Below are 17,612 nucleotides of genomic sequence, written 5' to 3'. Positions count from 1 at the left end.
CTTAGATTCCTTTCGGGGTGTAGGTGCGGAAGAGATTGAGCTTTTCAAAAATGGGATGGTCGCTGAAGCTAAAGAGATCAACTCCGTCGCTGCCGGCTTCAACATGCCATTTCTTCCAGGAGGGGATGACGGTGACATCGCCGTGGGCAAGGTGGAAGGTGTCGTCGCCGATGTAGATAGTGGCTGAGCCATTGAAGACTTGGAAGACTCGATTACCGACTTCGTGGACGGGGACGGTGGCGGCACCGGGGCGAAGTCTATGGAATTCGGCTCGGATGGTTTGCATAACGTCTCCACCGGTAGTGGGGTTGGAGAACCGAATGGCGGCATGGCCGGGGGAGACAACACCGGGGAACCCTGCGTCTTCAAGAGCTAGCTGGTCGTTGAGAGCGGCATCGGTGTGTTCCCAAGCGTAGCGACCGAGGGGGGAGGACGGGTGTGCTCCTGCAATGGAGAGCGGACGGAGGCCGGGGTGGGCCCATAGACGCTCGGATCGGGATTTTTCGGGAGTGGACTCATCGGTGAGATGCTCGGTGCCGTATTCGAAGAAACCGGTGTCCATCTTGTATTGGAAGGGAATATCTAGGCCATCGAGCCAAGCCATGGGCTTAGTTGCTATATTGTGGTGACCGTGGAAGTTCCAACCGGGGGTGAGGAGGAAGTCTCCACGACGCATGGGCACGGCATCACCATTGACGACCGTCCACACGCCCTCCCCTTCGATGACGAAGCGGAAAGCATTTTGGGAGTGACGGTGTTCCGGTGCGTTTTCACCGGGAGCCAGATACTGGATAGCTGCCCAGAGGGTGGGGGCGATGTGAGTGTGGCCGCCTAGTCCTGGGTTAGCTAAGCCAATAGCGCGACGTTCACCGCCACGTCCTACAGGAACCAGCTCTCCGGATCGCTCTGCCAGTTTTTTCAGGGCTGACCAGTTCCATTGATGTGCTACTGCTTCAGGAGTTGGATGCTCTGGCATGAGATTGCCGATCTGGTTCCAGAGGGGCTTCATGTGAAGCTCATCCATCTGAGCGTACATGGCGTCGAGTTCTGCCTGCTCTTCAGGGGTGGGAGGGGCTACGTTCATAGCGTCCTTGCTGTGCATAGCGGTTTTCCTTTCGAGTGTGAGCTGTTGCTCATACGGTGTGATGACCAAGCTACTCCCAGTGAAAGGTAGGTCACAAGAATATTCTGCACAGCGGAAAAATTACAGATCCCGTTTGCTGATGTTGGATAAGATTCGGTTGAGCTCTCGGCTATAGCGCACGAGTGCGCTGGCGTACATGCTATATCCCTGCTTGAAACGTGACTGGGGGATAGAAATAGCGATACCCCCTAGAACATCTCCCACCTCGTTGGCCAGTGCACAGCCCAGCGCGGCGACATCCTGTTCGGAACCCCTATTGTTGATGCCAAATCCCATGCTGCGAGCTCGTTGAACCTTCTTCCTCACCTCAAAAAATTCTTCGTCGTCGAGCTCCGAGAGTAACTCTCGGAGCTCGCCTGTTGAGAAATGGGTCAACATGTGCAAGCCAGCGGCATTTTTATAGGCGGGAAAAGTAAAACCGATTCGTTTGCCAACGTGTACGAGTTGGGTGCCTTCGACGCTATGGACGAAGGTCGCTTCAGCTCCCTCCAGCATGATGAGGTGGGTAGTCTCCCCTGTTTCCCGAGCTAATTTTTCTAGGTAGGGTTGGGCAATTCCTCGTAACTTATCGCCTTGTTTCTTACGCTTGTGACCAAGTGAGATGGCGGAGCCAATAACGTAGGCTTTTCCCTCCGTAGGTACTGCAAATTCGTGGTATACCAGCATTTGCAAGGTGCGATGGGCGGTTGAAGGGGCAACGTTAAGCTCATGTGCTGCCTGTGTAACTGTAAGAGATCCGCGTTCTCGCAAGAGCAAAATCATGCGTAGGGCATTGTCAACCGAGCCTAAAAATTCTTTGGGGCGCTCCATTATTTTCTTTCTATGTAAAATTTTATTCCGTAGCACGGAATTGTATTGCATGTAGTGATCGTCACTATAAAACTAGGCACATACCCTACGTAACAAACCCTTCGTGGAAATGAGGCAAAGATGCCCACAACATCACTACAGACAGGGAATGGCAACTCTGCTACCCGCTCGAGTAAAATACAGATTTTTGGTCTCTCAGGTACACCCCTCATCGCGGTACTGACCGGCTGGTTTTTCGTCGTCTTCGACGGCTATGACCTCATCGTCTATGGAACTGTTCAATCCAGACTCATGGAAGAGTGGGGTCTCAACCCCGCCCAGGCAGGAACAGTCGGCTCCACTGCCTTCTTAGGTATGATGATTGGAGCTGTCGCCATGGGACGTATCTCAGATGCTATTGGGCGAAAAGCGGCCATTCTAGGTTCCGTCCTCATTCTTTCCATCTTCACAGTAGCCTGTGGCCTAGCTCCAGACCCCATCCTCTTTGGAGCCTTCCGATTCATCGCAGGTATTGGCCTTGGCGGTCTCGTCCCTTCAGTGAACGCAATGGTTGCAGACCTAGCTCCAGCTAACTACCGGGCAATCTGGGCAACATGGATGATGTCCGGTATTCCAATTGGTGGATCCATCGCTGCAATCGTAGGAATCTTCGTGGTTCCGTCCCACCCTGATTGGGGATGGCGAGCTATGTTCCTCTTCGCCGTTATTCCATTGGTCCTTGGCATCCCCATCGCGCATCACGTCATCCCCGCCAATAGACGAGAAGAGATTAAGGAAATCACCCTTGAAGAACGTATCAAGCCCGGCTTCGGGGCCCTGCTTGGATCCACTTATCGTCAGGCTACTCTCCTCTTCTCCTTCACCACCGTCGTCACGTTGCTTGCTTGGTATGGACTAGGCACCTGGCTACCTCGACTTATGCAACAATCTGGCTATGATTTAGGTGCTGCTCTCATCTTCACCCTGGTCCTCAACCTTGGAGCTGTACTCGGGTCCTTCATCACCGGCTGGGCCGGAGACACCTTTGGTCCTCTACGCGCTGGTGTCATTGCCGCAACCTTGGCCTCTGTATCCCTCTTTGCACTGCTAACCCAGCCCCCAGTGGTATTGGTTTACATCATTCTGGTACTCGCAGGCGTTGGAACCCACGGAACTCAAATCCTCATTATCGCCGCAATTTCCGCCTACTACCCCTCAGAGCTACGTGGAACTGCACTGGGATTTGCCCTTGGATTCGGACGAATTGGTGCCGTAGCGGCTCCGCAGATAGCAGGTTCCCTGCTGGCACTGAACTGGAGTTCACCAGGAGCTGCAGTAGCCTCCAATTACATTCTCTTTGCGTCAGCAGCTGGAATGTCTGCTCTTTTATTGCTCTTCATCGCCATCGCGAACCGAAAAGCAGCCCCAGCGCTCAACAAGCAGTAAACAGACTAACAATAGTTCCTGCCACCGGTTTGACTCACCTCGCTAGAATTGAACCCGTGGCAGGCTTAATCAAACGAGAAGACATAGACGAGGTACGCACCCGTACCGACATCCGCGAAATCATCGAAGGGTATGTGACCCTCAAATCTGCCGGTATCGGCTCTTTCAAGGGCCTGTGCCCCTTCCATGATGAACGCACCCCCTCCTTCCACGTCCGCCCGGCCATGGGCACCTACCACTGCTTCGGTTGCGGTGAATCAGGTGATGTGATCAGCTTCCTCATGGAAATGGACCACACCTCCTTCACCGAAACCGTTGAAAAACTTGCCGCCCGCATCGGCTACGAACTGCATTACGAACAGGGCACCGGCATGAGCCGCGAAGAGGTAGGCCGCCGCCAACGCCTGCTCGATGCCCACAAAATCGCTGCAGAGTTCTTCCAGAAAAACCTCTACACCCCCGCAGCCATTGACGCTCAAAAGTTCCTTGGCGCTCGCGGCTTTGACCCTGTCTCGACCCAAAAATTTGGGGTTGGCTTTGCCCCGCGCGGCTGGGATAACCTGCTCAAATACCTGATGAATAAGGGCTTCACCGTCGAGGAGCTCCGCGAGACCGGCATGTTCTCAGAAGGCCAGCGCGGCCTCTACGACCGCTTCCGTGGCCGCATCATCTGGCCTATTCGCAATATCACCGGCGAAACCATCGGCTTCGGCGCCCGCCGCCTCTTTGAGGACGACCAGGGCCCTAAATACCTCAACACCCCCGAAACCCCCCTCTACAAAAAATCCCAGGTGCTCTACGGCCTTGACCTGGCCAAACGTCCTATCTCTAAAAAGAAGCAAATCGTTGTGGTTGAGGGCTACACCGACGTCATGGCCGCCCACCTGGCCGGTATCGACACCGCCGTCGCCACCTGCGGCACCGCCTTCGGCACCGACCACATCAAAATTGTCCGCCGCCTCATTTCCGACGACGGCAGCGGCGGGGAAGTCATCTTCACCTTCGACGGCGACGCTGCCGGCCAAAAAGCAGCCCTCTCCGCCTTCGCCGAAGACCAGCGCTTCGTCGCCCAAACCTTCGTCGCCGTCGCCAAAGACGGCATGGACCCCTGCGACCTGCGCCTAACCCGCGGGGACGCCGCCGTCCGCTCCCTCATCGTCTCCCGCCGTCCCCTCTTTGAATTCGCAATCGACGCAACCCTCTCCAACTACGACCTCACCACCCTCGAAGGGCGAGTACGCGGCATGAGGGCTATCGCCCCCATCATCGCAGGCATTAAGGACGCCGCCCTCCGCCCCGCCTACGTCCGGCAAGTCTCAGGGCAGTTAGGGCTTGACGTTGCCGAAGTGCAGCGAGCAGTGAGCGCCGCGGCAGCTAATCCGCAGGCCTCCGCCAGCCAAAGAGCAGAAGCTACAGAAGCAGAACGAGCCGCCCGCATCGCAGAAACCGAAAACCAGCCGGTTGCGCCCGTCCCCGACCCCTATGCCCTCCCCGACCTCAACGATCCGGCAGCCCGCACCGAACGGGAAGCCCTCGAGGTCATCCTCCAATACCCCCAATATCTTTCCGTTGACCAGTGGCAAAGCTTTGCAACCGTGCACTACCGCTACGGTGCCCACACCGGCATCGCCCAAGGCATCATCGGCGCAGCTTCCACCATCGCCCCTACCGCAGGGGCCACCTGGATCAACACAGTTCGAACCTACGCTCCTGAGCCGGTCCACCACCTCATAGCTGAGCTATCTGTTACCCCCATTCCTGCCCGCACCGAAGAGCAGCTGGGCCGTTACTCCCGCGATATTCTGAACCGGCTCTTCGAACAAGAAATCACCCGCCAAAAATCAGACCTCCTGATCCAACTACAAAACACCGACCCCCAAACCACCGACTACCGCACCATCCAGCAGCAGCTTCTTACCCTCGAAACCCAGCGCCGCCAACTCATGCAAGGTCAGGACTAAACCCCACCCCACAAGGTGTGATGTAGATAACCGGGTGTGGATTTGCGCTCGCAAAAAACCCCGTGTAAAGTTATTACTCGTTGCAGCGATGAAAACATCGCAAACAACATTCCCCCGTAGCTCAATTGGCAGAGCATTCGACTGTTAATCGAAGGGTTACTGGTTCGAGTCCAGTCGGGGGAGCCAACCAAAGACCCAGCTTCGGCTGGGTCTTTTGCATTACCAGAACCCCCTCGCTCCGCTCGGGATTCAGCGAACTTTTTACTTCCTCGCTCGCTCGGAAAAGCTCGCCTCATCTGGCTAGCGCGCCCATCAAACTTTGGACCAGTTCAAGCTCAACTGCATTAGTTTTGACCACCCTGGGCTCAAAATGGGCCCCAAAATCAGGCTTTTTTGAGCTGAATGCGGTCCAAAGTAGCTCGGGGCGGGCTGGGGATGGTCCAAAGTGGTGGTAGGACGGCTCCGGGCTGGTCCAAAGTGGCTCGGGGTGGTCCAAATAGGTGCGGGCTGAGTTTGCAATGGTCCAAAGTAGTGTCAGGACGGCCCGGGTTTGGTGTCTTTTGGCTTCCTTGTGTGTTTGGAAAATTTCACCTCATCTGGCTAGTGCACCCATCAAAACTTTGGACCAGTTCAAGCTCATTTGCATTAGTTTTGGACCATCCTGGGCTCAAAATAGGCCCCAAAATCAGGCTTTTTTGAGCTGTATGTAGTCCAAAGTAGCTCGGGGTGGGCTGGGGATGGTCCAAAGTAGCTCGGGGCGGGCTTGCAATGGTCCAAAGTGGTGTCAGGACGGCCCGGACTTGGTCCAAAGTGGTGTCAGGACGGCCCGGGTTTGGTCCAAAGTGCAAGGGCGGGGGCTGGATGCAACACACCCAACCCCAATGTCGAGCGTCACCTGTGTCATATCGCCTTAAGGCCGAAAAAATTGCAAGCTGATACGAGCATTATAAAAGCACGCTTGCTAACCATCAGATTAGAGGTACACCATGACTACCCACACTAACCCCGCTGGCTCATCGGGGGAGCAAATAAAAAGCCCGGTCTTATGGCCGGGCTTTTTTGTATGCTTACGCTTTCCATATGTGGTACTGGCTGCCATATGTGGTGGAGCCACTGTCACATCTGGGAATCAGCGCCATACTTGCTGGAGTCTTGTCCTCTATTCACTAAGGGTGGTGGCTTTGTCTGAAGGGGCGTAGCATGTGAACTGTTCCATAGTTCATAGATGAAGGAATAGAAAATGTCTGACCAGCAACTTCTAAACGACCTCTACGCCACCGCCGCTCGAAACGAAAAAGACGTCATCACCTGGCGTCACCACCTTCACCAGCACCCAGAACTTTCAAACCGCGAGACCAAAACAGCGGCTTACATTGTTGAACGCCTCAAGGATATGGGCTTCGCAGATACTGACATACAGCAGAACATCGGCGGAACCGGAATTATCGCCACCCTGCGAGGGGGCACCCCCTCAGAAAAGGCCGTTCTATTACGGGCGGACATGGATGGCTTGCCCGTCAAAGAAGAAACCGATCTGCCTTATGCCTCTGAAGCAGTAGATGAAAAATACCCCGGTGGCCCCTTCCCCGTTGCCCATGCCTGTGGTCACGACTGCCACGTCGCCATGCTGTTGGGAGCAGCGCGTGCCTTCACAGAGCATCGGGAGGAACTCGCCGGAACCATCTTCTTCGTCTTCCAGCCAGCTGAAGAAGGTGCCCCAGTGGAAGAAGAGGGCGGCGCTGCCTACATGCTAACTGATGCGGCCTTTGACTCACTTGACCCCCAGCCAACTCTGGCCTTTGGTATGCATGTAATTCCTGCACCAAGTGGCTATGTGGGATGGTCCTCGGGTGTGCAGCACGCTTCATCTGAAATGGTCAAGATAACCGTGTGCGGTGAGCAGGTGCACGGTTCATCGCCGTGGGCGGGACGAGATCCGATGCCAGCGGCTGCGGACATCATCAGCGCCATGGGGCAAATCTACCGCCAGATAGATGCTAAAGACGCGTTTACTATTTCCATTGGACATGTTGAAGATCAGGGGCGTTTCAACATCATCGGCGAAAAGGTAACCCTTTGGGGCACTGTGCGCTGTCTCAAAGACGGACTGATGGACGCCGTCAACACTAAGATTTCCCGTACAGCTACCCACATCGCAGAAGCCTATGACTGTACAGCTACCGTTGAGTTCTTGCAGCAAATTCCGGCTGTGGTTAACGCGCCTGAAACGGTCGAAGTCTTGCGCCCTGCTTTGGAAAGCGCAGCGGCAGACCCGGATCAGGTCTTTGCAGCGCCAGCGTCGCTGGGGTACGACGACGTCTCTGAGTTCATTAACCGGTACACCGGTATGTATGCCCTGCTCGGTGTGCAGGACGTGAAGTTCGGCTCGGGTGCAATGCCAGAACCTGTTGACGGCGGACGCGGTTTTGCTCCCAACCACTCACCGCGTTTCTACGCTAATGACGAAGCCCTCATCACCGGCGTCCGAATGCATCTTGCGGTTGCACTGGCCCATCTCGAAACAGCGCAAGACTAAGAACCAATAATCGCATCACAAATCGGGGCGCAGTCGCCACAAGCCCTTAAAGCCGGTAAACTTACTATTTGGTACATGTAATACGCAAGCACGCTTATCGACACATAGAGAGGTGGCACATGACCACTCCCAACGACCTGAACGGCTCACACCGAGCACAGGGTCTGCGCTCTGGCATCAACAGTGTCAAGAGCAATATCACCAACATCGTTGACGCTGGCAAAGTCGTCAAAAGCCTTGCCCCCAAGCAGCTTAAAGATGAAATCTCCATTGCCAAGATTGAGGTCAAAGAAAAAGGCATCGACCTGGGCAAGGGCGCAGCTGTTGCCGCAGTAGCCCTTGTCTTCGCCCTCTTTATGGCCATTGCCATTGTTATCCTCGCTTATGTTGGCCTATCAGCCCTCGTTCCCGACTGGGCTGCAGCACTCATCCTGATCGCCCTCTTCCTGATTCTTGCAGCCATCTGTGCTCTGGTAGGCGTCAAGATGATCAAGGCTCAGCTGCCCTTCGCCCCCGAATCTGCAGTCTTCGGCCTCCTCTACGACCTGGGCGTCCTCAAGGAAGGCTCAGCCATGACCTCCAAGCGTCTCAAGCGTGAGCAGGCAGAAAAGGCAGAAGCGAAGGCCGCCGCTAAGAAGGCTGAAAAGGAAGCCGAGAAGGACGAGCAGAAGCCGGCTACCCCCGCCCCCAACAAGGCCCAGCTCATCCAGCGCACTAAGCAGCGTCGCGAACACCTCAAGACCCTGCGTGACGATATCGACACCTACGCCAAGGATGTCCAGGCCGGTGCCAAGGGTCTTGTCCAGAACGCCAAGAACTCTGTCAAGAACGCACCCGTAACCGCAGTTGACGGTGGTAAGCAGCTTGCTGCCAACATCACCAACCCTGAAACCCTGCAGGCCCGTTGGAAGTCCGTCGCAACCCTGGCCGCGGCCCTCACCGCAGCAATCGTCTTCCTCGGCAAGCTCATCACCCGCAAATAAAACAGCGCAGTAGCTCACTCGCACGAGCAACCTAAGCTTTGGGCACATAGCCCACCATAAGCGTGCCGCAACAGCCCGCTCCCAGCCCCACCAGGTAGGAAGCGGGCTGTTGTGCTTCTCCTGGCCGTAAAACGTCCTACCCAAAACGGCCAATAAACCACAAGAAGTGCCTAGACCCACGAGCAAATCAGCCTCCCGGCTGATGCGAAAGCCCGCCGAACCCGGTAAGGTCGTGAGGGCAGAACCCCTTTAACATCTTGGAGTGAAACCGCGCATGGCGAGTAAGCCCCTGACCGTCCTCATCGGCGCCGACACCTACCCGCCCGATATCAACGGAGCCGCCCAGTTCGCCTCCCGTCTGGCCCATGCCCTCAAAGACCGAGGACATACCGTTCATGTGATGGCCCCTAAACAGGAGCAAGGTAAGACCTCCCGGCACAGCATCGACGGTATTGTTGAGCACCGCATGCGCTCCCACAGGGTTGTTACCCACCCTTATATGCGTCTGAACCTCCCCTGGGAGATTTACGCTGAGGCTGATCGGATTGTGCAGGAGATTCAGCCCGATGTGATTCATATTCAGTGCCATTGGTTGATTGGCCGGGTTTTGGCCCGGATTGGTGCCAAACGGGGCATTCGGGTTGTTGCAACCAACCATGTGATGCCTGAGAACATTACCCCCTTCCTGCCTTTTGGAAAGGTGGGCAATGAGCTGCTGGTCAAGGCCTCATGGGGTGATATGCGCCGGGTGTTGAAGAATGCTGCGGTGGTAACTAACCCGACCCCGATTGGGGCGAAGGCTATGGAAGAGGCAGGCCGGTTCAGTAACCCGGTCTTGCCGGTATCTAACGGTATTCAGAGTTCTGATTATGAGTTAGCGCCGGGTGAAGTGGTTGATAAGCCGGCCGGTCAGCTCAATATTTTCTTTGCGGGCCGGTTGGCGGTCGAGAAGAATATTGATGTTCTGATTGAGGCTTATTCGAAGCTCCCTGTTGAGTTGCGCGGACGGACGGTGCTGGAAATCGCGGGGACCGGCGAGATTCTGGGTGAGCTGCAGGCTAAGGCTGAGGCTTGCGGTGTGGCTGACCGAGTGCGTTTCTTGGGGTATGTATCTGATGAGGAGCTACGCGCAGGCTACCTGCGCTCGGACGTGTTCTGCCAGCCGGGTACCGCCGAGCTGCAGTCGCTGGTAACCCTAGAGGCTATGAGTGCCTCAAAGCCGGTGGTGCTCGCTAATGCCTTGGCCCTGCCCCACCTGGTTGATTCGGGGAAGAACGGGTACCTCTTTGAGCCTGGCAACTCTGATGAGCTAGCAGCCCGCCTTGCTGACGTCTTGGGGGCAGATGAGGGCCGTCGCCAGGCTATGGGAGCCCACTCGTATGAGATGGTGTCTAAGCATGCAGCTGAGAAGACCTGGCAGACTTTCGAGTCTCTTTACGTTTCTGATGACCTTTACCAGCAGTACGTGGCTGGCTACCGGGGTTAGGGAGTAACAGTTCTGAGGTTTCTCACTGGTTGGCTGGCTGTTGCCCCGATAGCTTCGGCGCAGGACGGGTGGAGTTTGGCTAACCTGCCTGCTGTTGGGTATTCTTAGAGGCAGTGCCCAGTCTTTGCGGCTGGTGTGCAGTGGGGCCTTAGCTCAGCTGGTCAGAGCAGGGGACTCATAATCCCTTGGTCGCGGGTTCAAGCCCCGCAGGCCCTACAAAATAAGCCCCTCACTTGGTAAAACAGGTGAGGGGCCTTTTCTTTATGGGTTAGGCGGGCACGTTTTGGGCACGTTTTCAAAAACCTGCATCAGGCTAAACTTCTCTCCCGTACAGCTCCAAAATAGCTGTTGAGTCTGGTGCCAGTTCCTCACGTTTCACATAATGCTGTGCTGTCACTCTCGTGTCTGAGTGACCAAGCTGTAATGATGCTGTGGTGAGGTCAGCATTTTGGTTAAGGAACGTTGCCACGGTAGAACGGATATTGTGAGGGGGCACGCCCTCGTAATCAGTTCCCTTGACCTGTTCCCGCCACTTGCGGCGAAAATTGTTCGGATCTTGAAGAGTGCCAGTAGTTGAGGGGAACACGAACATGTCAGGCTCTGCCCATGCCGTTGTGCGTGCGTGAGCCGGTATCTCAGTATCACGCCGCCTCATCAGCATCTGTGCAACGAACGGTGGGAGAATCGTTGCCCGCGCTCGCTTGTTCTTTGGGTGGTCTTGCCTGTAAAAGCGCCCGTTCTCGTCATGCACTAGGGTATACCGTTGATACTTACTCTGACCTTGGCGGGGGCAAAGTTCTCTTCGTTGCCCCAGGGCGGGGTGGAGGTGGTGGCGTCGAGGGCGGGGGTTTCTGCGGTTTCAGGGGTTTCTGGGGTGGGGGTGGTGTCGGTCATGGGTTTCTCCTGTGGGTAGAGCAAGAGCCCCTATCGAACGGTGTTCGGTAGGGGCTCTTGAGCTGGGGTATGGGTTTTTATTGGGGGGTGAGTCCGCGGCGTTTGAATTCGGCTTGCATTTCGGGGCGGGCGTCGATGTTTTTGATCCAGGGGATTGCGTCTAGGTCAGGTGGCCATTGGGAGTCGTAGGGGAGGGGGTTGACGTTTCGCCAGGCGACCCAGGCGCGTGGGGGGATAGGGATATCGTAGTATTCGATAAGGCTAATACCGTCTGTGATGAGGTAGTCGGTTTCGCCTTGTCCCCCATGTTCTCTGAGGTATTTTTTGGCTTCTTCCGGTGCGTTTTCGAAAAGAGCTTTGTTGATGTAGTAGGCTGCTACATCATCCATTTCGAGCATATAAAGTGGTATCGCCATTTTTGAACTTTTCTGTGAGGAAGTCGCCGTAGAGGGGTGCTCTGAGGAGGGGTTTGTTTCCTAGGTTAACATAGGTGTTTATGCCTCGCCAGGGGTAGCCTGAGTGCATTTTCCAGGGTTTATTTGGCTTCTTGAGTAGCCTGGTGTAGACCACGACGTCGTCGATGAGTTTGTAGGCTTCGAATGTTGCATTCCCTCGGGGGTCAACTTCGTAGGTGTAAACATCGGGGTCTTTGATGGCGTGGTTGATAGCTTCTCTGGCTTTTTCTGGGGTCCAGGTGGTGGGGAATTCGGTTTTTTCGTTCCGGCCTACTCCTGGGCCGTGTCCTCCTTTAGTGGGTTTGTTGGGTTCTCCGTGCCAGATGTGGTGGAATTCTTGGTCGGTGATGGTGTGGTTGATGGGTTCTAGGTCTGTTGTGGGGAGGTTTTTGGGTGGCCAGTGCCAGTCTTTGTCTTGCCAGCCGGCGCCGGGGCGGATTTGGGGTACGTCGAGGATCCAGCCGTTTTGTTTCATCACATCGACTGTTCTGTTCATGTCCATGATCAGGTCTTTGCCTTTAAGGTTTTTCTCAACAGCAAAGTAGTCGTAGAAGGCGCGGGCCTTTTCGTAGGATTCCTTACCGGGCCACTGTTTACTGGTAAAGACTGGCACCACGATACAGTCACAGCGGTCATGGTATTCGTGGCGTAGCTTGCTCTTGCCCAGGGCGTTACGTTTGGCGGCCTTGGAATCGCTGATGTATTCGGCGCTCCGCTGGCTCTGGTAGACCGGGCCTCGGGCGGCTAGGAGTATGCAGAAGCCGCAGTTTTCGGCGCCGGTGAGCACTCTGGCCCAGCCGAAGGGGCTGCGGCCGTATCGGTCGGTGGGGAACTCTGTGCCGTTGTTACCGCTGGTCTTGAAATGGTGGGGTGCCGTCTGGGCACAATTCTGTTTAATGGCTGAAGAGAGCTTCGGCGTATTCCTGACGGGGGTCAGTAGCAGGTTCTCCGGCCGGGGCAGGGTCAGACAGAATTAGGGTGCCAGGACGCCCGGAGCTGGGGGTGCGAGCTTTGCCTGGTAGTTTCCCTTTTCTGCTCGAAGATTCAGCAGTAGGGTTTTGGCACGTTCGGATAGAAGTGAACTATTTGACTTGTGCCTGGGTGAACCTGTGCCTTGAGTACCACATTATTCCCCGACAAATCGTCCATTATTTTGACAAAAGGAGGCCCTTTCTTCGCAGGGATAAAGCAGTCATGATCTCGCACAGTGGCCTTTGCAGCTTCCTCAAAGTCGGAATAGTTCCACCCTGGTGGAACTCTCGTTTTACCTTCCACCGTTGAGAAAAAGCGAATGACCACCTTTAAAGAGAGCAACGGAAAAACCGTATGGGAGATGGCTCCAAAATCAGAGGGGTCAGCCCAGACCATCTATCTCCCCAGCTTCACACTCCAAATGCTCCTAAAGGCAGGGGAGTTAGGCTGAGAAGTCATCGCCGATAGGGAGCAGGACGCTGGGGCCCACCTGGCCCAGCAAAAGGAGGGGGTTGACGTAGTCGAGTCCGTTGCTGGCGTCTCCGCCCGATGGAACCGGCTGACGCACGCCCCAGTGCAGGCAGAAGCGTGGGGCGCAATGCTGAACATCAGGATCCAAGTGGGCAATCACGTCCCCAGCCTGCACCAGGCTGCCCACTGGCAAGGGGCTGGTCACCGGCTCAAAGGACGACCGCCGCCCGTCCGGGTGCTCCAGGGTGAGCACCTGCCGGTCCACGACGGTGCCCGCAAAAACAACCTCCCCCTCATGCGGGGCCAGGATTTCCCCACCTGCTTCTAAAGCCAAATCAACACCGCGATGGCCAGCTGACCACCGGGCGTCCGGCTTTTCAAAACCCCGAACAACCTCAAGACCCTGGCCAACCGGGGGCACCCAGGAGGAAGCAGAGAAGGGGAAGGACGACGTCGCCCCGCTCGGCGCGGGCGGAAGAAGTAGGATCCCTACGGCAACAAGAAAAACCGTCAAACGCAAGGCGCTGGCGGATAGGCGAAAGATGAGTGTCGTCATCGACATGAAAACCTCCGTGTACCCCCGGCCCTTACCCCGGCGAAATCACGGTATGCCTCTAGGGTAACCAGATGAAGGTCGCTAATACAAGAGGTATATGTGGTTGCAGTTACATTAAATGAGAAGGGTTGCGTTAGGCCTCATCACGGGCGGAATAACCGGCAAAAAGTCGTCTAAATCCCCTGTGCTTAAACCGCCTGTGTACGGTATAGTTGTTGATTGCAGTTTGCCACCTGCCACCTCCTTCTGGAGTCAGCAGGAAGGCAAGGGGGATCCCTTTACATAGAGACCCCTCCTAGATTTAGTCCACCAATGCCCTCTGAAAAGGGCGGGGTGTGCCACCACTAGGATCTGACGTCGCGTAAGACAAAGCAGGGAAAGTCATTAGGGCTGAACCTGATAAGGAACTTTCGGTCCGGTAAAGCTACCGGTGAAGGTCTGAGGCCACCCGCCACTCCAGCGGCCAACCTGAGTCTTACCAGGGGAGCGAGGCATCAGCCTCAGACGCTCCACATGTAAACCGATAACTACTATGCGCGGAGCGCGGTTAGCCTGGAATCAGGGACCCGCCCGGCACCCACATTCAAAGGAGACGACATGCCCGTCGTAACTATGCGCCAGCTTCTCGATTCAGGTGTCCACTTCGGTCACCAGACCCGCCGCTGGAACCCCAAGATGAAGCGCTTCATTTTCACCGAGCGCAACGGCATCTACATCATCGACCTGCAGCAGTCCCTGGCCTTCATCGACCAGGCTTACGAAGCTGTTAAGGCAACCGTCGCCCACGGCGGCACCGTCCTGTTCGTTGGTACCAAGAAGCAGGCCCAGGAAGCCATCGCTGAGCAGGCTACCCGCGTCAACATGCCTTACGTTAACCACCGCTGGCTCGGTGGTATGCTGACCAACTTCGCCACCGTTTCAAAGCGTATCGAGCGCATGAAGGAACTTGAGCAGATCGACTTCGACGACGTCGCAGGCTCACAGTTCACCAAGAAGGAACTGCTGCTGCTCCGTCGCGAGCACGAAAAGCTCGAAAAGACCCTCGGCGGTATCCGCAACCTGACCAAGGCTCCCTCCCTGATTTGGGTTGTTGACACCAAGAAGGAACACCTGGCTGTTGACGAAGCTCAGAAGCTCGGCATCCCCGTAGTTGCTATCCTCGACACCAACTGCGATCCTGACGAAGTTGCCTTCCCCATCCCCGGCAACGACGACGCAATCCGCTCCGTCAACCTGCTCACCCGCGTTATCGCTGACGCAGTTGCTGAAGGTCTGCTGGAACGCGAAAACAAGAAGGCCGGCAAGTCCGCAACCGCTTCCGAAGAGCCCATGGCTGAATGGGAACGCGAACTGCTGGAGCAGCACGAAGCTGCCAAGGCTGAAGCACCCGCTGAAGAAGCTAAGTAAAACTTCATAAGATGAGGCACCCGCCCACCTCGGTGGGTGCCTCATCTTTTCTAGCCCCGCCCGCGACGCGGGGCGCAAGATTCACCCCATCTGAAAACCGCGAAAAGGAGTTCACCATGGCGAACTACACCGCAGCTGACATCAAGGCCCTGCGCGAAAAGACCGGCGCAGGCATGCTCGACGTCAAGAAGGCCCTCGACGAGGCCAACGGCGACCAGCAGAAGGCAATGGAAATCATCCGCGTCAAGGGCCTCAAGGGCGTTACCAAGCGCGAAGGCCGCGCCACCGCAGAAGGCCTCGTTGCTGCCCGCGTTGAAAACGGCGTTGGCTTCATGATTGAAGTTAACTCAGAAACCGACTTCGTTGCTAAGTCCGAGCCCTTCATCAAGTTCGGTAACGACGTTCTGGAAGCAGCTGTTGCTGCTAACGCTTCCACCCTGGAAGAGCTCAAGGCTGCCTCCTACGAGGGCAAGACCGTTGAAGAACTCACCACCGACGCAGGTGCCCTGCTCGGCGAGAAGATCGTTGTTCGTCGCGTAGCCCGCGTTGAAGGCGAAAACGTTGCTGTTTACCTGCACAAGACCTCCAAGGACCTGCCCGCTCAGGTTGGCGTCCTGCTGGCAGTCACCGGCGACAACACCGACGAAGTTGCTCACGACGTAGCCGTTCACATCGCAGCTATGAGCCCCAAGTACCTCAACTCAGACTCCATCTCAGCTGAGGACATCGAAGCCGAGAAGCGCGTTGCTGAAGAAACCGCCCGCGGCGAAGGCAAGCCCGAGCAGATCATCCCCAAGATCGTTGAAGGCAAGCTCAAGGCTTTCTACAAGGAAAACACCCTGCTTGACCAGGACTTCGCTAAGGACTCCTCCAAGTCCGTAGCTGCTGTTCTGGAAGAGAACGGTGCAACCGCAACCGCTTTCGAGCGTTTCCGCGTCGGCGCATAAGGCCACCTAGCCTCACCCGGCGTTACTAGCCCAATCACCGGCGTCCGCCAACTGTGATTGAGCACTAAAAACGCAAAAACAAAGGGGAGCCCCTGCCCGGGTGCTCCCCTTTGTCGTATGCTAGAAACAAAGCGTCTACCAGCTGGTAGCGCAAAAAATTTTGACCTTTTTCAGGAGGGCCACATGGCAGAGGAAACCCGCAACATCCACCGTGACGACACCGGACGACGCCGCGTCCTACTCAAGCTCTCCGGCGAGGTCTTCGGCGGTGGTGAAGTCGGTATCTCCACCGAGGTCGTCCGCGGCATCGCAGAACAGATCGCCTCAACCATCGGCAAGGTTGAAGTAGCAGTCGTAGTGGGCGGCGGTAACTTCTTCCGCGGCGCTGAACTCTCAGAAGCTGGCATGGACCGCTCCCGCGCCGACAACATCGGTATGCTGGGCACCGTCATGAACTCCCTGGCCCTGCAGGACTTCCTGGAGCAGGCCGGAATCGACACCCGCGTCCAGTCAGCCATCTCCATGCAGCAGGTTGCTGAAAACTACATCCCCCGCCGCGCCATCCGCCACATGCAAAAGGACCGCGTCGTCATCTTCGGCGCAGGTGCAGGTCTGCCCTACTTCTCCACCGACACCGTCTCCGCCCAGCGTGCCCTCGAAATCCACGCCGACGAGGTTCTGGTTGCCAAGAACGGTGTGGACGGTATCTACACCGCAGACCCCAACAAGGACCCCAACGCTGAGCGTCTCTACCAGCTCACCTACGACGAAGCCCTGAAGCGCAACATCCGCGTCATGGACCAGACTGCCTTCTCCCTCTGCAAGGACAACAACGTCACCATGCGCGTCTTCGGTATGCAGGGTGAAGGAAATGTGGCTCGCGCCATCCTTGGCGAAGAAATCGGCACCCTGGTGACCGCCTAAAGGCCCCAAGCCCACTAGACTAGATAAAGATTACCTACCGCGCCCACTGACGGGCACAAACTACTAAGGACGAACAACAGATGGTTGAAGAAACCCTGCTCGAAGCCGGCGAAAAGATGGACAAGTCCGTTGAGGCCCTCAAGAACGAATTTGCCTCAATCCGCACCGGACGCGCCAACCCCGCCCTCTTCGCAAACCTCACCGCAGACTACTACGGTGCACCCACCCCCCTGCAGCAGCTGGCGTCCTTCCAGACCCCCGAAGCCCGCACCATCCTGATTACCCCCTACGACAAGAGCGCCCTCGGTGCCATTGAGAAGGCAATCCGCGACTCAGACCTGGGTGCCAACCCCGCTAACGACGGCAACGTCGTGCGCGTTGTCATGCCCGAAATGACCGAAGAGCGCCGCAAGGAATACATCAAGATGGCCGGCCACAAGGCAGAAGAAGGCCGCGTTGCCGTCCGCAACACCCGCCGCCACGCCAAGACCGCCCTCGACAAGCTGGTCAAGGACGGCGAAATCGGTGAGGACGAAGGCGCACGCGGCGAAAAGGAACTCGACGCTATCACCAAGAAGCACATCGACAACATCGACGCCCTGCTGAAGCACAAGGAAGCAGAGCTCCTCGAGGTCTAGTAC

The 17,612-nt window shown here is 56.4% G+C and carries 16 protein-coding genes and 2 tRNA genes; 11 read left to right on the top strand and 7 right to left on the bottom strand.

Going from position 1 to position 17,612, the window contains the following annotated elements; genetic code table 11:
- Position 1: 1 nt before the first annotated feature.
- Together ACMXX3_RS04125 and ACMXX3_RS04120 are read right to left on the bottom strand one after the other, a co-directional pair.
- The gene (locus ACMXX3_RS04125; RefSeq protein WP_421083489.1) at positions 2–1,102 is read right to left on the bottom strand and encodes a cupin domain-containing protein; all 1,101 of its coding nucleotides are present in this window, start codon (positions 1,100–1,102) and stop codon (positions 2–4) included.
- A 102-nt stretch (positions 1,103–1,204) separates the two neighbouring features.
- On the bottom strand, positions 1,205–1,954 hold the full coding sequence (locus ACMXX3_RS04120) for an IclR family transcriptional regulator (RefSeq protein WP_421083488.1): 750 nt from the start codon (positions 1,952–1,954) through the stop codon (positions 1,205–1,207).
- A gap of 120 nt (positions 1,955–2,074) precedes the next feature.
- On the opposite strand from ACMXX3_RS04120, the gene ACMXX3_RS04115 reads away from it, so the two are divergent.
- The 7 genes from ACMXX3_RS04115 to ACMXX3_RS04085 all read left to right on the top strand — a co-directional run bounded on the left by ACMXX3_RS04115 (position 2,075) and on the right by ACMXX3_RS04085 (position 10,561).
- Positions 2,075–3,379 (top strand): MFS transporter, encoded by a 1,305-nt coding sequence (locus tag ACMXX3_RS04115; RefSeq protein ID WP_421083487.1) that lies wholly within the window; start codon positions 2,075–2,077, stop codon positions 3,377–3,379.
- Between the two features lie 56 nt (positions 3,380–3,435).
- On the top strand, positions 3,436–5,340 hold the full coding sequence (gene dnaG, locus ACMXX3_RS04110) for a DNA primase (RefSeq protein ID WP_421083486.1): 1,905 nt from the start codon (positions 3,436–3,438) through the stop codon (positions 5,338–5,340).
- A 110-nt stretch (positions 5,341–5,450) separates the two neighbouring features.
- A tRNA-Asn gene (locus tag ACMXX3_RS04105) sits at positions 5,451–5,526 on the top strand.
- A 1,054-nt stretch (positions 5,527–6,580) separates the two neighbouring features.
- The gene (locus ACMXX3_RS04100; RefSeq protein ID WP_421083485.1) at positions 6,581–7,876 is read left to right on the top strand and encodes a M20 metallopeptidase family protein; all 1,296 of its coding nucleotides are present in this window, start codon (positions 6,581–6,583) and stop codon (positions 7,874–7,876) included.
- A 119-nt stretch (positions 7,877–7,995) separates the two neighbouring features.
- Positions 7,996–8,859: a phage holin family protein gene (locus ACMXX3_RS04095; RefSeq protein ID WP_237200577.1), complete on the top strand. Its 864-nt coding sequence runs from the start codon at positions 7,996–7,998 to the stop codon at positions 8,857–8,859.
- 274 nt (positions 8,860–9,133) lie between these two features.
- The gene (locus ACMXX3_RS04090; RefSeq protein ID WP_421083484.1) at positions 9,134–10,345 is read left to right on the top strand and encodes a glycosyltransferase; all 1,212 of its coding nucleotides are present in this window, start codon (positions 9,134–9,136) and stop codon (positions 10,343–10,345) included.
- A 142-nt stretch (positions 10,346–10,487) separates the two neighbouring features.
- A tRNA-Ile gene (locus ACMXX3_RS04085) sits at positions 10,488–10,561 on the top strand.
- Between the two features lie 97 nt (positions 10,562–10,658).
- On the opposite strand, the gene ACMXX3_RS04080 is transcribed toward ACMXX3_RS04085, so the two are convergent.
- From ACMXX3_RS04080 to ACMXX3_RS04060, 5 genes are all read right to left on the bottom strand, one after another.
- Positions 10,659–11,096 (bottom strand): tyrosine-type recombinase/integrase, encoded by a 438-nt coding sequence (locus ACMXX3_RS04080; protein WP_421083483.1) that lies wholly within the window; start codon positions 11,094–11,096, stop codon positions 10,659–10,661.
- Complete coding sequence (locus tag ACMXX3_RS04075) at positions 11,096–11,239, bottom strand: hypothetical protein (RefSeq protein WP_421083482.1); 144 nt, start codon at positions 11,237–11,239, stop codon at positions 11,096–11,098. The genes ACMXX3_RS04080 and ACMXX3_RS04075 overlap by 1 nt, the downstream gene beginning before the upstream one ends.
- 77 nt (positions 11,240–11,316) lie before the next feature.
- Positions 11,317–11,655: a hypothetical protein gene (locus ACMXX3_RS04070; protein WP_421083481.1), complete on the bottom strand. Its 339-nt coding sequence runs from the start codon at positions 11,653–11,655 to the stop codon at positions 11,317–11,319.
- Positions 11,621–12,481 (bottom strand): hypothetical protein, encoded by an 861-nt coding sequence (locus tag ACMXX3_RS04065; RefSeq protein ID WP_421083480.1) that lies wholly within the window; start codon positions 12,479–12,481, stop codon positions 11,621–11,623. The genes ACMXX3_RS04070 and ACMXX3_RS04065 overlap by 35 nt, the downstream gene beginning before the upstream one ends.
- A 627-nt stretch (positions 12,482–13,108) precedes the next feature.
- Positions 13,109–13,699: a peptidoglycan DD-metalloendopeptidase family protein gene (locus ACMXX3_RS04060; RefSeq protein ID WP_421083479.1), complete on the bottom strand. Its 591-nt coding sequence runs from the start codon at positions 13,697–13,699 to the stop codon at positions 13,109–13,111.
- A gap of 591 nt (positions 13,700–14,290) precedes the next feature.
- Between ACMXX3_RS04060 and rpsB the strand changes: the two genes are divergently transcribed.
- The 4 genes from rpsB to frr all read left to right on the top strand — a co-directional run bounded on the left by rpsB (position 14,291) and on the right by frr (position 17,609).
- Positions 14,291–15,100, top strand: a complete 810-nt coding sequence (gene rpsB / locus ACMXX3_RS04055; protein ID WP_237188595.1) for a 30S ribosomal protein S2 — start codon at positions 14,291–14,293, stop codon at positions 15,098–15,100.
- A gap of 116 nt (positions 15,101–15,216) precedes the next feature.
- A complete protein-coding gene (tsf, locus tag ACMXX3_RS04050) occupies positions 15,217–16,047 on the top strand; it encodes a translation elongation factor Ts (protein ID WP_237188593.1) in 831 nt (276 codons plus the stop codon).
- Positions 16,048–16,230: 183 nt separating this feature from the next.
- Positions 16,231–16,971, top strand: a complete 741-nt coding sequence (gene pyrH, locus ACMXX3_RS04045) for a UMP kinase (RefSeq protein WP_237188591.1) — start codon at positions 16,231–16,233, stop codon at positions 16,969–16,971.
- Positions 16,972–17,051: 80 nt separating this feature from the next.
- Positions 17,052–17,609, top strand: coding sequence for a ribosome recycling factor (gene frr, locus ACMXX3_RS04040; protein ID WP_421083478.1), 558 nt, complete (start codon positions 17,052–17,054; stop codon positions 17,607–17,609).
- Positions 17,610–17,612 lie beyond the last annotated feature (3 nt).

Origin of the sequence: Rothia nasimurium (assembly GCF_049068285.1) — a bacterium.
GTDB classification, from domain to species: domain Bacteria; phylum Actinomycetota; class Actinomycetes; order Actinomycetales; family Micrococcaceae; genus Rothia; species Rothia nasimurium_I.
The sequence above is the reverse complement of the archived record's forward strand: the minus strand, read 5'-3'. Positions and strand labels throughout refer to the sequence as shown.

What these genes read in the sequence shown, in the direction of transcription:
- ACMXX3_RS04125 (WP_421083489.1), bottom strand. Translation starts at nt 1,102, where the DNA reads ATGCACAGCAAGGACGCTATGAACGTAGCCCCTCCCACCCCTGAAGAG.
- ACMXX3_RS04120 (WP_421083488.1), bottom strand. Translation starts at nt 1,954, where the DNA reads ATGGAGCGCCCCAAAGAATTTTTAGGCTCGGTTGACAATGCCCTACGC.
- ACMXX3_RS04115 (WP_421083487.1), top strand. Translation starts at nt 2,075, where the DNA reads ATGCCCACAACATCACTACAGACAGGGAATGGCAACTCTGCTACCCGC.
- ACMXX3_RS04100 (WP_421083485.1), top strand. Translation starts at nt 6,581, where the DNA reads ATGTCTGACCAGCAACTTCTAAACGACCTCTACGCCACCGCCGCTCGA.
- ACMXX3_RS04095 (WP_237200577.1), top strand. Translation starts at nt 7,996, where the DNA reads ATGACCACTCCCAACGACCTGAACGGCTCACACCGAGCACAGGGTCTG.
- ACMXX3_RS04090 (WP_421083484.1), top strand. Translation starts at nt 9,134, where the DNA reads ATGGCGAGTAAGCCCCTGACCGTCCTCATCGGCGCCGACACCTACCCG.
- ACMXX3_RS04075 (WP_421083482.1), bottom strand. Translation starts at nt 11,239, where the DNA reads ATGACCGACACCACCCCCACCCCAGAAACCCCTGAAACCGCAGAAACC.
- ACMXX3_RS04070 (WP_421083481.1), bottom strand. Translation starts at nt 11,655, where the DNA reads ATGGCGATACCACTTTATATGCTCGAAATGGATGATGTAGCAGCCTAC.
- ACMXX3_RS04060 (WP_421083479.1), bottom strand. Translation starts at nt 13,699, where the DNA reads ATGTCGATGACGACACTCATCTTTCGCCTATCCGCCAGCGCCTTGCGT.
- rpsB (WP_237188595.1), top strand. Translation starts at nt 14,291, where the DNA reads ATGCCCGTCGTAACTATGCGCCAGCTTCTCGATTCAGGTGTCCACTTC.
- tsf (WP_237188593.1), top strand. Translation starts at nt 15,217, where the DNA reads ATGGCGAACTACACCGCAGCTGACATCAAGGCCCTGCGCGAAAAGACC.
- pyrH (WP_237188591.1), top strand. Translation starts at nt 16,231, where the DNA reads ATGGCAGAGGAAACCCGCAACATCCACCGTGACGACACCGGACGACGC.
- frr (WP_421083478.1), top strand. Translation starts at nt 17,052, where the DNA reads ATGGTTGAAGAAACCCTGCTCGAAGCCGGCGAAAAGATGGACAAGTCC.